This is a genomic window from Mucilaginibacter mallensis (genome assembly GCF_900105165.1).
Classification (GTDB): Bacteria; Bacteroidota; Bacteroidia; order Sphingobacteriales; family Sphingobacteriaceae; genus Mucilaginibacter; species Mucilaginibacter mallensis.
In genome coordinates, this window is the sequence record NZ_LT629740.1 from 5,629,661 (window position 1) to 5,644,518 (window position 14,858).

Below are 14,858 nucleotides of genomic sequence, written 5' to 3' on the forward strand. Positions count from 1 at the left end.
CAATATTTCCGCTACGGGCTGCTATTAGTCGTCGAAATCTGCGAAACTTCACCGAAATTTCGCGGATTTTGTTTTTTAAATACAAAATCCCAGATAAATGCGGGCTGTCTAGTTTGTCTGAATAGAATTAAACTACACATTAATAAGCTATTATAGTTATATTCGCCATGCTGTGTTTCAATAAACCCCTCAAATGAAAACGGGCGAAATAAGATATTCCTTATTAAATCACAATACAACCTGTTTCTTACATTATATTATTATCATTTTTTTACTGTTTATTGTACCCCATCAGCTAAATGCGCAGGACATTAGTAACCTGCATATAGAAAAGGTACAGGAAGAAGGGCTTACCAACGATTGCATATTAAGCATAAACCAGGACAGTAATGGATTTCTTTGGTTTGGGACAAAGGAAGGGCTTTTTAGATATGATGGCTACAGCTTTAAAGCGTTCAGGAATTTCCCCGGAGATTCATCCACCTTAACAGGCAATCAGATCGAATGTCTTTATCCCGAGAAAAATAATTTATGGATCGGATCAGACGGAGGACTGAGCAGGATTGATATCAATACCCAAAATATAAAAAATTTTAACTGTTACGGATTAAAGGTAAATACGATACTAAAGAAAAATGATTCTATTTTTTGGGTAGGAACGGCTTCAGGTTTATTTCAATTCAACAAAAACAACTACCACTGGACAAAAGTCCCCGGCTTTGAAAAAAGTACGTTTATTAACTCATTAACTGATGATCATAATGGCCATTTATATGTAACAACAAGGAATGGATTCTATTGTTATTCCAAATTAACCGGAGTTTGTAAGTATTATCGTCCCGACCTGCCAACGTTTCCGCAGGGGGATAAAAACGCCCCACTGAGCTTTAGCAAATCGTTACTGGATAACCAGGGTAATCTTTGGATAGGCACCTGGGATGCCGGCCTTTTACGGTTTAATACAAAAACAGAGAAGATTAAAACCTGGTTTTATAAAACAGATGATCTTCATTTCTTACCTTATAAAATAATATCCGACCTGCTTCAGGATGAAAATGGGAATATATGGCTCGCCAATAAGGAAGGCGGACTTACCATTTTTTGCCCTTCAAAAAACAAGTTTATCAATTACCCGGTTGAGTGGGCAGGTGAAAGTAGAATATCCGGTGCGGTAATATCCTTATTTCGCGATAAGTCGGGTACCTTTTGGATCGGTACAGAAAATGGGATAGTTAAATATGATCCGCACTATGTTCATTTATCAAAAACAACATACCAGTTAAAAACGGATACAGGCCTTATATACACGCACTTTGCACCATTAACCATGCTTAAAGAAAAAGATGGTTTGTGGTGGATGGGTATGTATGAAGGGTTGTTCATGTACGATCAAAAAAAGGGTTTTATACAAGATTACAGTAAAGTGTTAGGGCTGCCAGCCAATTTTGCCGTATTTAATATCCTCAAGGATAAAAGTGGGGCAACATGGTTAAGTGTAAAAAATATGCTGGTTAAGGTTTCTGAAAATGTTAATAACAGAAATCACCCCCTTCAAGCCGAGATATTTAAATCGCCTGATATTAAAAGCAGCATCTATATTTTATACATCGATAATGAAAACAGGATATGGATAGGAACACATAGCAATGGCATTTTCAGGTTTGACCCGGAAGCAAGAAAGTTCATTTCTTATCATTATAATACAATGGGGCCGGAGTCTAAAATAAATGAGATACGTGCATTTTGTGAATTATCAAAGGACAGCCTGTTAATAGGCGGCATGCACACAGGATTAATTTTATTACATACCAATACGGGACGTTTTGAAAAAATCACATGGAATAATATAAACAAACTTGTTTCAGACCTTACTATTAATGAATTATATAAAAAAGATAAAGATTTATGGATAGGTACCGATTATTATGGCTTGTGGGCAACCAATACACAATTTAAAAACCCACAGATTATAACTGTTAATGATGGCCTGCCGTCGATGTCTGTTTCAACTATAGTTGGCGATAAACAAAACAACCTTTGGCTGTTGACCAATGCAGGAGCAGTTAAATTTCATATACCTGATAGAAAAATAACTCAATTTAATAAAAAAGATGGCATTCAAAGTCCGGACGGGCTAACTTCAATAGTTATTGACGATAACAGCAATATATCAATAGCATCCAAGGGCTGCATTTATAGCTTTAACCCGGCTAACTTTGTGAAAAATACGCATCCGCCCGAAGTATCAATAACAGACTTACGTATTTTTGATAAGGATTACACTATACACAAAGGGGAAACCATTAGGCTTAACTACAACCAAAACTATTTTTCTTTTGAGTATGTAGCACTTAATTATACGCAGTCAAGGCTTAATAAATATGCTTATAAAATGGACGGGCTTGATAAAAGTTGGAATATTGCCGGTTCTCGCCGCTATGTTTCTTACGCTAATCTGGATGAAGGCACCTATGTATTTAATGTAAAAGCATGTAATAACGAAGGTATATGGAATAATACACCTACTAAGCTTGTATTAATTGTAAACCCTCCGTTCTGGCATCGATGGTGGTTTTATTTATCACTTTGTGTATTAGTTTTAAGTATAATATATATCATTTACAGGTATAACATGAACCAGTTTAAAATGCGTTTGCAATTACGTGATAATATAGCCCGTGATCTGCATGATGATATTGGTTCAACTTTAAGCAGCATCAACATATTCAGTAAAATAGCATTACAAAAAATAAGTACAGATAAGCGCAGCAGTAGTGAATTATTACAAAAAATAAGCGACAAATCGGAAAGAACCCTGGATGCTTTATCAGATATTGTCTGGTCCATCAATACCAGGAACGATGGCCTGGATAATTTTTTAATGAAAGCCCGTGAATACCTCTCTGAAGTGCTCGAGGCCCAGTGTATTCCTTACGATTTCAGTATTGACCCGGAAATAGAACATCTAAAAATAGGAATGGTCTCAAGGAAAGAGTTGTATCTTATTTTTAAAGAAGCTATTTGCAATGCTTCAAAATACTCCGGATGCACCTTCATACAAATTTGTTTAACAAGGCATAAGAGCGTTTGCAAATTAACCATCAGCGATAATGGCAAAGGGTTTAATATAAATGCTGTTTCGTCGGGTAATGGGCTTTATAACATGGGGCAGCGGGCAAAAAAAATGGGAGCTGATCTTTATATTGAAAGTGACGAAAACAAAGGAACGCTGGTGTCTTTAAGTTTCCATATCCCCCGATTTCGGTAGCTGTAAATAATAATAATCTGTTTACATTTAACTTATTATGGTCGCCCATGATTATCCTAATTATTGTTTGGATAGCAGCCCTCATTAAAAGGCGAAATACTAAAAAGAAATTTAATGAAAACAGGCGTTTTGATATACGAGGACAATACGGACTTATGCGAAGCGCTTGTGCAACTCCTTAACACATCTGATAATTATACCTGTGCCGGGGCCTTCCAAAATTGTACAAATGTCATAAACGATCTTCAAACTTTAAAGCCGCAGGTTATTTTGATGGATATTGATATGCCCGGGAGAAATGGTATTGAAGCAGTTCAACTGATCAGGCAGGTTGATACAGAAGTGAAGATAATTATGCTTACCGTTTTTGACGATAATAAAAATGTAATTGCGGCTATTTGCGCCGGTGCCTCGGGATATTTACTCAAAAAACATTGCTTTGAGAAATTATTCGGCGCTATTGCGGAATCATTAGAAGGCGGAGCGCCATTAAGCGCTAATATTGCACGTATGTTGTTAGAGCATTTAGCTCAAAACAGTTCAGGCACGATTGAAAAATATGATCTGACGGTACGTGAAAAAGAAATACTGAACGGCCTGGTAAAGGGATTTAGCTACAAAATGATAGCAGGATCACTCAATATCAGTTTTGAAACTGTAAAAAGCCACATCCGTAATATTTATGAGAAGCTTCATGTGCATAACCAATCAGAAGCCGTTGCAAAAGCTTTAAAAAACAGGGTGGTTTAAAGCTGATTCCACTATAGCCTCACCTTACCTGAGAGCGGTAATTTCCGTTGTCAAACCAATAACCTGAACCTTTACTATACCAAAATTGGGGACATACCACTCCGTAGTTTCAGCGGTGAACGGAGCCATTTTATAACCTTTAATAGTAGTGGTAGTTTTATTAACTATTTTAAAACAATTCCAGGTTCCGGCGGGTGTGGTGACGTTTTCTTTAGCAACAACCGTCCTTTCAATTTGAGAAGTAGCAACACTTGAGACACCACCAATTTTCTCTTCCACTTGTGAGGTAACACTCTTTAAACGGTCGCCAACCTTCATCCCTGACGGATATTCCATGGAACTGGCGGTGAATTTAATATTAGCGTTGCCCTGCTGGGGGCTATTATCACCCATGTCCATTATAAATGAACCACCATTACATTTGTAGGAAATACTTTTTTCCCCGTTGGGCTTTCCGTTTTTATCAAAATATTTCGTACTAACGTTTGCAGTGGTTGTCCCGTTTATTGTGGTTACGTTAACAACCGTTGAAACCACTTTCCGTAAAACTTCGCCTTTCTCGTTATAACAGGTTGATTCAATAACCTTGTTTTTTTTCATATACATATACTGGGAACAATCCTGTGCCAGCATCCTTGAGGTTATTAAAAGTAGGGCGATGATGAATATAATTTTTTTCATGGGGTTTGGTTTTTATAACAAAGCTATTACAAACTCCAACAGCCGTCAATACCGCAAACGGGGGATATAATTTTTGCTGAACATCAAACTAAAGCGTTACCGATAAGCGGCATAGCTAATTTTATAAGCGATAAATTTACCTGAGTGCCGTGAGTTCCATTACAAAAGTTTTGCTCTGCATTTTCACCAGGCCAAAACCGGGGGCATACCATACGGTAGTTTCAGAAGTATTTGAAGCCATTTTTGGTCCTAAGTTCCCTAATTTGGCTTTTAGTTTGGCAAAGGCGCTCATCGCATTATTAATAGTGTCGGCATGAGCGCCTTTAAAGGTTGTTGAAGATGTAGTTTTATAGGTTATTTTAAAGCAATTCCAGCTTCCGGCGGGAGTGGTAACATTTTCCTTTCCAGCAATTATCCTATCGGTAATTTGAATGGTCATAACACTTGTCATACCATTATTCATGTCTATTTCCATTTGGCTGGTGGCATCTTTTAAATGATCACCAACTTGCATCCCTGATGGATATTCCATATAGCCCTGGTTAATTACTTTAAAATTTACTTTGGCATTTGGCTGGGCCGGTTGTTGAGACTGCTGCTGTGTATTAACGCTCATGTCCATCATCATTACCCCGCCATCGCATTTATAAACCGCGTTTGATGAGTTGATCAATTCCCCATTTTTATCATATGCCTCTGCAGCAACGTTTGCAGTAGTTACCCCGTTTGCAGTACTCACATCAGAAACCTTTGTAACTGATCTAAAGGTCATTTCATTTTTATTATTGAAGGCCGTCATCTCAATGGTCTTGTTCTTTTGCATATACATATATTGAGAACAATCCTGGGCAAACAACTGGCCGGTTACTAAAAAGCAGGCAAAAAGAGCTACAAATTTTTTCATGGTTTTTTGTTTATATAACAAAACTATTACATAAGCCGATCTGTGTCAATCACCCAATCGGGGGATAAGCGTTTTTATTTAGATGGAAATAATTGATCTTATTACGGGAAACATATCGCCTGTAACCAACAGGTTTGTTTAGCATTTTATATTACACTATTTGATTTAACGTCAATCCACAGGCCTCATTTTAATGCGCTGATATTGTGAATTTAAAAACCCCCGATTTGGTGATTGACCGGCTGCGCTATCGGCAGTAATTTTAATCAGGTAAAATTTAACTAATAAATAACATGCACCATCCCGTATATCCTTGCAATAAAAAAAGCGGGGCACGATGCTTCTATTAAACCTTTGAAAATCACTTATCAAAATGAAAAACATGAACCTCAAAACCAAACACGATCGCTTTCATATCAGCCATCGCCCCCAATTTTATTACCTGATGATACCATTGTTAGTTTGTACCTTTTGTGCAAATGCCCAGGTAAAAAGGCCCGCAGCAAAGCCTGTTATAACAACAGTACCGGCATCTACCCAAACAACTGCACCCGCTATTACAAAAAAACCTGTCGAGAAAACAACGCCGGTACTATATGGAAATGTACAGCATCTTACGGTAAAGCCCCTTGGGTTGGGTGATCCCGCTTATGAGGGTACAAGTAAACATGCCAAAAGAAAGGCTTCACATGATAACGGATTTGACGATACTGCAAAAATGCACATTAACGGGATCACAATTAAACTTGTGAAGAACCCCAAATTTGGCGGCAATGCCCCGACCACCTATAAGGCGCATACAAAAAAAGGAAGCGAACACAAAGAAAAGAGCACCGACAAAAAAGGGGGAGAATGGGATTGCGCATCTTCAACAGTTTCGCTTACGGCCAACAGCCCCAATTTTTTAAGTGCCGATGCCGCCTCAATGGCAGGCCTCATTTATCCCGGGGCATTTTATAAGTTCGACGATTTTTTTAGCGGCAACCCAAAACCTTTTATAGGAGCGCAGCATGTGTTAGGATTAATGATAGATAATTCGAACTTAAAACCCAACGATAACCCGTTTGTAAATATTTCAAATCCTAACTATGAAAAAGTATATACAGCTGTTGATAAACTTCAAAATGAATTAAAGGGGCCGGCGGGCACTTTTAGCTTTAATTCAACCAGTTATGAAACAAGTGATGCTACGGCTGCAGCTCTCCAGATCAGCGGAGGGGGTAGCTACGCGGGCGTTACAGTAAGCGCCTCTTATGCCACTTCCAGCGAGTCGAATACGGTAAATGTAACCATTGATGCCACTAAAATATTGTATACCATACGTGTTGTACCGCCCGATAGCGGCTATTTTATTGACCCCAACGTTGAGAACACAAAAAACCTGATGGTAATGGGTCGTGTAAGTTATGGCGTACGCGTTTTAGCGAATTTTACCTATACTATGAATTCTTCAAAGGACGCTGAAACTTTCAAGGCAAGTTACAGCGGTTTTGGCACGAGTGCAAATGTTGACCTTAACGCAGTATCGTCTGATAAAAATGTTTCAAGTACCATAAATTGTTATGTAGTTGGCGGCCCGGGCAAAACCACGTTGCAGTTTAACCGGAAAGATCTTGAAAAAGAGATCCAAAATGTATTCAGAAATGTTACCTGGCAAACCGCCCAGCCAATTTCTTACTCTTTTTATGATATGGCTGATGATGTGCTCGGGTCGTACAGCAACACTGACGATTTTCACGAACGTAACTGTGTGCCCAATGATAATGCTGCCATACTACAAAGTGCCTATATAACTTATACAACCAGTCAATTACCGGGAGAAAATAAAGACGATGACACACACTATCATGTAATTGTATATTCGGGCAATGCAGGTTCAAATAATGGCTATAATGGGTACGATAACAATCCACCCCAGACAGTAAATAATGGCGAACCATTTCTTTTGGCCTACAAAACGGGGCCGCTCAATATAACCTTTAATGGAGGTGTTAGCCATCAAGATCCGCTGACCTTTAATAATTATTTAACGAATTTTTTGGGTTTAAAAGGTAACCCAACAATGGACTTCTTTGTCAAAAATGGCGGATTGGTCCATTTTCATATTTATCCCAATGGGCATGATACCTGGGGTATATCAACAGTTGTTTTGACACTCAATTTTGCCGGCGGGTTAACACAAAAGATCACTTGGGGCGGTAAGGGGCCGGATGTGCTTGTATTAACCCAGGACAGTACAGAGGGAACCCTTTATTTTGATGGTACATTTAAACCACGACAATAAAAAAATAATATTGGTAGATCATAGTATAACAAAAGTTTGATCCCGATCATTATTTACAAAAAATGATCCAGAGAAGCCGCCTTACATAAATAAGGCAGCTTCTCTGAATATTATCAATAGATGATGTATTTCACCAATTTAGCATTTACTTAAATGAGAACCAGGCCCTGCTGCTTTTTATATTTAACTTTTATTTTTATGCTGTTTATTACCGAGGGTTATTCGCAAACTACCCCGCCGGTTACTGCTGCTACCACATCGCCCATAACGCCACCAGCTATTGTAAAAACTAATGACCCGAATAATCTAACCCGGCCAAGTGATGATCTGGGCCTTCCTGAAGTAGATGCGTATGTTACCAACTGTTATAATGTTTACGACCAAACAAACCAGTTATCAACCCAGCTTAATGCTATTGAACAGCAGGTTATTGTTACTAAAAAAGTAAATATGGACAATAACGGCATCGAGAAACAGCTAACCACTTTCAACCTTCAGTTAACCACATTAAATACTAATGGCCAGGCCCTGGTAGCGTCCAGTTCTGACATGTCTGCAAATGTTACCAAAGATCTTAAAGGCCACCCGTTCAAGATTCCATCAGCACTTATCAGGGTAAGGAACTCAACAAAAGCGGTGAAGCTATCCCTTAAAAATATACATACCATGCTAACTGTTACTATGGTAAATATCAACCACCGGCTGCATCCTTTAAGCGCTGCTGACAGCGCTAAAAGCAAATCAGATTCTTCTGCCCGCGGGCTTGCCAATATAGGTAAAACCATGAAAACCGCTATCAGTATTACAGGGATAGGCTTTTCAAGCTTTAATTCTCTTTCTACTGAAATAAATAACATGTCCGGCATAAAAAGTATCAATAAAAAATTCAACTCGTCGGGAACATCCACAATTGATGTTGTGCATTATGGCACTACTGATGAGCTTTTAAATGCGGTGCTTTCTACCTGCAAAGACATTGTTTCGGAAAAAAATGTCGGAAGTTCCGAGAAGGGGAAAATTAGTTTGGCATTTTAATCTATTGTCAATATTTAAATTGACCAAACGCCCTTATTCGTTAGTATTTCAATAGTCCCAAAAAGCCGTACATACGGTATGTTACCTGTACACTTGGAGCCAATCAGAACGAACGGATTTATACAGGACCTAAAACTTTTGGCAGGAATAAGGCTGCGCTATAGTTTTCAAAAGCAAAATTTGTGAACATCCGGTGAGGATTAAACATATTTATCAGGGATTATGTTGCCGGGCTTTTTCTGATCTGCTCAAAACCGAACAACAGAATGTTCGGTTTTGTTACAACCCCAGGATCATCGATTAAACGCACGTTATAATTCATCACTCGCTGAAATTATGACGTGTGTTTTATTTTAAGTGTAATCAACCGGTGTGATAAGTGAAAACCTGGACAATTGTTGATGCTATCGAGGGTATCATTCGTATCTCCAAATATAAATTTTGTTTTTTATATTTGTAGCGATTGTTACATTAAATCAAGTTTTATGCCACGTGTTCAATTATTTGATAAGGAAAAAGCATTGAAAAATGCGATGGAATTGTTCTGGAAAAAAGGGTTTAATGGTACCTCCACCCGCGACCTGGAAAAGGCTACCGGGCTGGGTACATCGAGTATCTATAATTCATTTGGCGGTAAAGAGTCTTTATTCTTTGAAACGCTCCAATATTACATGGAAACTGAACAGACGAAACTCGGTCAAAATATAAAGAGTTCGCCGTCCGCCTTAAAGGCACTCAGGGCACTGTTTGAGTGCGTGTTACAGGAAGATAGCGCGGCAGGTATGCCGGTAAGTGGCTGCTTCGTGGTTAATTCCATTACTGAGCTTGCTAACAACAGCCCCCGGTTGAACCAGTTCGTCACTGCTGCGAGGGCAGGGACGATCGCAATATTAAAAGAACTTATCCAAAAGGCACAGGAACAAAATGAAATCCCTGCGGTGAACGATCCAACTCAATTGGCCGTTTACTTGCAAACGGTCATGACCGGGTTGAAAGTGTCTGGTATGTTGGACTCATGCCCGGTTTCATGTAGCTTTACAAAATTTTTGCGCTGAGTGCTTTGTTCATTATCCAGCAGAATCACACGGTCATTTCTGACTAATGCGCCTCTTACCTTTATAACAGCGCGTTGCAGTGCCAAGCCAAACTTGGCCAGGAAGTGGGAGGGAACGTTACTCAGGTCAATATGGGAGTTCACCCGCAATTCTGCGTACTGTACTATCCTGTCGACCGGTGTAGGTAACAGCCCAAGGGCACCGCTTTTTTTTAATGCATCAAAGGCAATTTTATCAATTTCCTTTTTTTTCTGGTCATTTAGCATCCTTTTGCTGGTATCTTAAAAATTTTAAATAATCGATCAGTGCCTGCTCTTCCTCTGGAGTCAGGTCGTCCGAGTTAAAAGCGTAGTGCACAGGCCGTTTTCGTTCCTCTTTACCCTGTTCCACAATACCGGCCGCCACCATCAGGTCATCGAACGTAATATGGAATAACTCTGAAAGCTTGTAAAGGGTATTGGCAGAGGGTTTTTTGATCTTGTCATTTTCCAGTTGACTCAGGTAAGCATTGGAAATGCCGCTCTGCACTTCTACTTCCCGTAAGGATAATTTTTTGAGGTCTCTTGCTTCTCGCAAGATGCCTCCGAGCGTCTTTGTGCTTTCTGTCATATGACTGCAAAGTTAATATAATCTTAAATAATAATGCAAGTGCTAATTGAAATTAGCACGATATCAAGCAAAGTTAAAAATAATTAGCTTAAAAATCAAGCACTTGCTAAAAATAACAAGCAAAATAATAAGCAATGCTTGATATATTTAGCAAAGCAATATATATTTGTCAAAAAATTAATAATTCACAACATGGAAAATTTAGAAGGGGCGGGTCAACGACCAGCCGAAAACAAACTTCCGCTCAAGATTGAGGGAAAAGAATTTGACTGGTCAGATCAGTATGTCACCGGGTTGCAGGTGAAAAAACTGGTCGGTGCCGGTGAGGGGGCGCGTGTTTTTCTCGGTATTGAAAAGCCGTGGGAAGACGAGCCGGTAGCCGATGATGACCGGATTGATCTGGCCAGGCCTGGTATTGAAAAATTTTACCTGAAGTATGTATTGCCCATAATTATTAACGGCAAGGAATATGAATGGGACAAACAATACATTACAGGTGCTGAAGTACGTCAACTGGCAATGACCGGAACCAATGGCTTATTGTACCTGGCTATTAAGAAACCATGGGAAGACGAACTGGTTGGCGACGATACCCTGGTTGATCTTGCCCGGCCGGGAATAGAACATTTCTTTACAAAAACGGAGCATGTTCAACTGGTAACTATTAAAGTGGACCGCATAGACCGCCTGATCGAACCGGGTGAACGTACAGTAGCGGAAATAAAGAAAGTAGGCGAGGTAACACCCGGCTACGAGCTGGATGAGCTTATTGGCAATAAACCGGTCCCACTTAAAAACGATGCGGTAATTTGTATCAAGGGCGGCGAACAATTTTTAAGCCGGGTAAAGGACGGTACCTCATCATAATATGGAATTTGCACCACAAGATATTGAGGAATTGAAAACAATAGCCCCTTCATTACGCGCAGCGGATGAAGGGGGCTATTCTTATATCCTCATTGAAAAATTACAGATGCCTGCTAATTGTAAGCCATCTGAAGTAGATGCGCTATTATGCCCGATGCTGAAGGACGGGTACCAATCAAGGCTTTATTTATCAGAGAAGTTGGCAGGATGTAATGCAGGGCTGAACTGGAATGCCACGGTTAGGATATTGGGCAGAACCTGGTACGGTATTTCCTGGCAGACACCGGCCGATTTGAAATTTAAAGAAATGTTACTGGTACACCTTAAAGCTTTTAAACAATGAAAAAACTAAAAGTCCATGTAAAGATGCCCGGGCCACTTTATGAAAAAGTGCTTGCCGACCTGAAAAGGCCTCATGAGTTTGCCGGGGAAAGAGTAGGATTTCTTTATACCACTCATAAGATTATAGGCGGTCGAATGATAATCTGGATAAATAGCTATTCTCCCGTTAAGGACGACCACTATATCTATGATCGTTCGGTAGGGGCACGTTTTAGCGGGGCGGCGATCCGCGATGCCATGGAACAAGTGATAACCCATAACTCCGGGAGTGTATATGTCCACCTTCATAATCACAAAGGGGTGCCTGCACCCAGCGAAGCAGATAAAAACGGCATTCCCGGCGTCGTGCAAAGCCTCGTCCATGCTAATCCAACGGCGACCCATGGTTACCTGATCCTGAGTAAAAACTCGTTTTTCGTCCGCTTACAATTACCGGGCGGTTCGCTTGTGACAGCACCTGAATGCATTTCCGTAATCGGCAAGCCCATGGTCTTTCACTACCCCGGAAAAAGGTTACACAAATTTGGTGACAAATATAGCCGCCAATCGTTTCTTGGGCCCGAATCTCAGTTTCTTTTCGGCCAGGTTCGTGTAGCAATCGTAGGGCTTGGTGGCGGCGGATCACATGTTGCCCAGCAGTTTGCACATATCGGAATTTTAAACCCGGCTATTTTTGATGGGGACCACGCCGAAGAATCAAACCTGAATAGGCTGATCGGCGCATGGTTTATGGATATCTTGCGACGCACGCTAAAAACCAGGATTGCCAAACGGCTTTTTAAAAAGATACTTCCCGGTGTGGCCGTTGAATGTTATGATGGCCGTTGGCAGGATTATGCGGAAGCAATGCAAACTTGTGATATTGTTGTCGGCTGCGTGGATGATTATGCCTCGAGGGCTGAGTTGGAGGCGGAATGCAGAAGGTACCTGATCCCGTATATCGATATAGGTATGGATGTACATGTGGATGAAGCGGGTAAAAGCCACATCTCGGGCCAGGTGATTACTTCAATTCCAGGCTGGCCTTGTATGCGCTGCCTGCAGTTTGTGACTGAGGAAAAACTCGGTAAAGAAGCAGCCAAATACGGACAGGCGGGCATCCGGCCGCAGGTAGTTTGGCCAAACGGCACCCTGGCATCGACTGCCGTCGGGATAGTTGTGGAGTTAATAACAGGCTGGACTTCACAGGGAATGGGAAATAATTATTTATCTTATGACGGAGACAAGGGAACGCTGGTGCCGAGCCACCGTTTAAAATTTTTGCCGGAGGAGGCATGCGACCATTTTCCCCTCAGTCAAAGCGGCGTTCCCGCCTATCAATCCCTGTAAAGTTTATTTAGGTAATATGTTGGATTTTAATTATCATTGTTCGCCTATTACCTAAATGCTTTTAATATGCGCCTTATTGGCATCCGAGTTACGCCGCACAAAGTATTATATTCCATTGTCGATGATAATGAAGGAAGTATAAGTACCATTAACCAGGACTTGGTCATCCCCGTTTCTTTTAACGTTCCGCAAAAGCTCAAATATGTTAGAAAAACCTTCCTGGATATTTTAGGTGAATATGCTATAGTACGTGCGGGAATCAAACTGACGGAATATTCCGGTTACCAGGGGCCCGATATCAATAGGGTAATGATTGAAGGGGTTATACAAGAGATGCTTGCCAGTAGCAAGGTTGAAAAATATTTTACCGGGACAAAGGTTTCCATTGCGGCTCGGCTAGGTATTTCGGCGGATGGTACAATTTCCCGGATGATAGACGGGCATGAGAACTACCCAGGAATAATAGATTGGCAGTCCCTCGGCAAAGAACATAGGGAATGTATACTTACGGCATTGGCTGTTAATAATTGATCCATGCTTGACTATACCAATACCAGCCTGCATTTTAAAAAACTGATGAATATCAGCGAGCAGGGAAAGAACTCTGAAGTTTTCAGGGCGCATGATTACCAGCTTGATGCCGTGATCGTTGTTAAAAAGATAAAGAAAGCCGACTTGGCGGGGCCGGATAATTTTTTCAAGGAAGCAAAAATATTATATGCCTCTGCTCATGCGAACATTGTTCCTATCCAATATGCCTGCCAGGATGATGATCATATTTATATAACCATGCCCGATTACGAGCAAGGCTCTATCAACCAACTGATTGATCAAAGATTTTTAAGCCTTACCGAAATTATACGTTATAGCATTGATTTTTTAAGCGGGCTGCATCATATCCATTCTAAGAACCTCGTCCATTGCGATGTTAAACCCAATAATATACTTCTTTCCACATCAGATGATGCTACGCTGACCGACTTTGGACTAGCAAAATATCTGGATCTCCAGGGATTTGCCGCAGCGGAAATGTTCTATTATTGGACTCAGGCACCGGAAAATTTCAGGTCGGAAAAAATTACTCACCAAACTGATATTTACCAGGCGGGGCTGACGGTGTACCGGATGTGCAACGGGAACCAGGAATTTAAGCGACAGCTTAAGCCATTCATTATCGAGGGGGCTTTCGGGGATGACCTTTTTAAAGCTGCCGTGCTTAAAGGGAAATTTCCCGACAGGACTCATTATCACCCGCATATACCGCAGCGGTTGAAAAATTATATTCGCAAAGCATTAGAGATCGACCCTGCTAACCGCTACGAATCTGTGTTGGATTTCCTGAATGATTTGGCGGGGCTGGATGTGCCCTATGACTGGCAGTTTAGCCCAAGTGATCATGAGTTAGAATGGACATGTGAAAAGGATGGCAAATTCTATTTAGTGAAGACAAGTCGTATAGATTTGGATAATTCAAGCGTTTTAACGACAAAAACCTTGAATAAAGCTCAACAGATTAACGCTTATTGTCGTAAAAAGATAAACCACGACGAGGCTTTTGCGTTAGTAAAGCAAGCCCTTAACGATAAGAATTTATAATTAATTATAAATGATGAAGCGTCAACCGTCTAAAACCGGCCATAGCTTGTCCGCGAGGAATCGTTCGGAAAACTTGCTGAGCGGTCATTATTATGGCGTGTACCTAAATAAAACCAGCCCGGATGTCTTTGAGAAAAA

The 14,858-nt window shown here is 40.5% G+C and carries 13 protein-coding genes; 10 read left to right on the forward strand and 3 right to left on the reverse strand.

The window, feature by feature from the left end:
- The first annotated feature begins 193 nt into the window (after positions 1-193).
- Together BLU33_RS23180 and BLU33_RS23185 are read left to right on the forward strand one after the other, a co-directional pair.
- Positions 194-3,268 (forward strand): sensor histidine kinase, encoded by a 3,075-nt coding sequence (locus tag BLU33_RS23180; protein WP_091379081.1) that lies wholly within the window; start codon positions 194-196, stop codon positions 3,266-3,268.
- 114 nt (positions 3,269-3,382) lie between these two features.
- Positions 3,383-4,018 (forward strand): response regulator, encoded by a 636-nt coding sequence (locus BLU33_RS23185; protein WP_091379084.1) that lies wholly within the window; start codon positions 3,383-3,385, stop codon positions 4,016-4,018.
- Between the two features lie 24 nt (positions 4,019-4,042).
- Here BLU33_RS23185 and BLU33_RS23190 read toward each other — a convergent pair whose 3' ends face one another.
- Positions 4,043-4,699 (reverse strand): TapB family protein, encoded by a 657-nt coding sequence (locus BLU33_RS23190; protein WP_091379086.1) that lies wholly within the window; start codon positions 4,697-4,699, stop codon positions 4,043-4,045.
- Positions 4,700-4,835: 136 nt separating this feature from the next.
- Positions 4,836-5,603 carry a TapB family protein gene (locus BLU33_RS23195; RefSeq protein ID WP_091379088.1) on the reverse strand — a complete coding sequence of 256 codons (768 nt, stop codon included), beginning with the start codon at positions 5,601-5,603 and terminating at the stop codon, positions 4,836-4,838.
- A gap of 373 nt (positions 5,604-5,976) precedes the next feature.
- Between BLU33_RS23195 and BLU33_RS23205 the strand changes: the two genes are divergently transcribed.
- From BLU33_RS23205 to BLU33_RS23215, 3 genes are all read left to right on the forward strand, one after another.
- Complete coding sequence (locus tag BLU33_RS23205) at positions 5,977-7,887, forward strand: thiol-activated cytolysin family protein (protein WP_157682334.1); 1,911 nt, start codon at positions 5,977-5,979, stop codon at positions 7,885-7,887.
- Between the two features lie 198 nt (positions 7,888-8,085).
- On the forward strand, positions 8,086-8,922 hold the full coding sequence (locus BLU33_RS23210) for a hypothetical protein (RefSeq protein ID WP_157682336.1): 837 nt from the start codon (positions 8,086-8,088) through the stop codon (positions 8,920-8,922).
- Positions 8,923-9,407: 485 nt separating this feature from the next.
- Positions 9,408-9,977, forward strand: coding sequence for a TetR/AcrR family transcriptional regulator (locus tag BLU33_RS23215; protein WP_157682338.1), 570 nt, complete (start codon positions 9,408-9,410; stop codon positions 9,975-9,977).
- Positions 9,978-10,232: 255 nt separating this feature from the next.
- On the opposite strand, the gene BLU33_RS23220 is transcribed toward BLU33_RS23215, so the two are convergent.
- Positions 10,233-10,586 (reverse strand): helix-turn-helix domain-containing protein, encoded by a 354-nt coding sequence (locus BLU33_RS23220; protein ID WP_091379103.1) that lies wholly within the window; start codon positions 10,584-10,586, stop codon positions 10,233-10,235.
- A 192-nt stretch (positions 10,587-10,778) separates the two neighbouring features.
- Here BLU33_RS23220 and BLU33_RS23225 point away from each other — a divergent pair, with 192 nt between their 5' ends.
- From BLU33_RS23225 to BLU33_RS23245, 5 genes are all read left to right on the forward strand, one after another.
- Positions 10,779-11,453 (forward strand): multiubiquitin domain-containing protein, encoded by a 675-nt coding sequence (locus BLU33_RS23225; protein WP_091379106.1) that lies wholly within the window; start codon positions 10,779-10,781, stop codon positions 11,451-11,453.
- Between the two features lies 1 nt (position 11,454).
- Positions 11,455-11,796, forward strand: coding sequence for a hypothetical protein (locus tag BLU33_RS23230; RefSeq protein WP_091379108.1), 342 nt, complete (start codon positions 11,455-11,457; stop codon positions 11,794-11,796).
- Positions 11,793-13,124 carry a HesA/MoeB/ThiF family protein gene (locus tag BLU33_RS25435; protein WP_197684535.1) on the forward strand — a complete coding sequence of 444 codons (1,332 nt, stop codon included), beginning with the start codon at positions 11,793-11,795 and terminating at the stop codon, positions 13,122-13,124. Before BLU33_RS23230 ends, BLU33_RS25435 begins: the two co-directional genes overlap by 4 nt.
- Before the next feature lie 66 nt (positions 13,125-13,190).
- Complete coding sequence (locus BLU33_RS23240; RefSeq protein WP_091379110.1) at positions 13,191-13,655, forward strand: hypothetical protein; 465 nt, start codon at positions 13,191-13,193, stop codon at positions 13,653-13,655.
- Positions 13,656-13,658: 3 nt separating this feature from the next.
- Positions 13,659-14,720: a serine/threonine-protein kinase gene (locus BLU33_RS23245; protein ID WP_091379113.1), complete on the forward strand. Its 1,062-nt coding sequence runs from the start codon at positions 13,659-13,661 to the stop codon at positions 14,718-14,720.
- Positions 14,721-14,858: the final 138 nt, after the last annotated feature.

Excerpts from the sequence above, each read along its gene's own strand:
- BLU33_RS23180 (WP_091379081.1), top strand. The coding sequence starts at position 194 with ATGAAAACGGGCGAAATAAGATATTCCTTATTAAATCACAATACAACC.
- BLU33_RS23185 (WP_091379084.1), top strand. The coding sequence starts at position 3,383 with ATGAAAACAGGCGTTTTGATATACGAGGACAATACGGACTTATGCGAA.
- BLU33_RS23190 (WP_091379086.1), bottom strand. The coding sequence starts at position 4,699 with ATGAAAAAAATTATATTCATCATCGCCCTACTTTTAATAACCTCAAGG.
- BLU33_RS23195 (WP_091379088.1), bottom strand. The coding sequence starts at position 5,603 with ATGAAAAAATTTGTAGCTCTTTTTGCCTGCTTTTTAGTAACCGGCCAG.
- BLU33_RS23205 (WP_157682334.1), top strand. The coding sequence starts at position 5,977 with ATGAAAAACATGAACCTCAAAACCAAACACGATCGCTTTCATATCAGC.
- BLU33_RS23210 (WP_157682336.1), top strand. The coding sequence starts at position 8,086 with ATGCTGTTTATTACCGAGGGTTATTCGCAAACTACCCCGCCGGTTACT.
- BLU33_RS23215 (WP_157682338.1), top strand. The coding sequence starts at position 9,408 with ATGCCACGTGTTCAATTATTTGATAAGGAAAAAGCATTGAAAAATGCG.
- BLU33_RS23220 (WP_091379103.1), bottom strand. The coding sequence starts at position 10,586 with ATGACAGAAAGCACAAAGACGCTCGGAGGCATCTTGCGAGAAGCAAGA.
- BLU33_RS23225 (WP_091379106.1), top strand. The coding sequence starts at position 10,779 with ATGGAAAATTTAGAAGGGGCGGGTCAACGACCAGCCGAAAACAAACTT.
- BLU33_RS23230 (WP_091379108.1), top strand. The coding sequence starts at position 11,455 with ATGGAATTTGCACCACAAGATATTGAGGAATTGAAAACAATAGCCCCT.
- BLU33_RS25435 (WP_197684535.1), top strand. The coding sequence starts at position 11,793 with ATGAAAAAACTAAAAGTCCATGTAAAGATGCCCGGGCCACTTTATGAA.
- BLU33_RS23240 (WP_091379110.1), top strand. The coding sequence starts at position 13,191 with ATGCGCCTTATTGGCATCCGAGTTACGCCGCACAAAGTATTATATTCC.
- BLU33_RS23245 (WP_091379113.1), top strand. The coding sequence starts at position 13,659 with ATGCTTGACTATACCAATACCAGCCTGCATTTTAAAAAACTGATGAAT.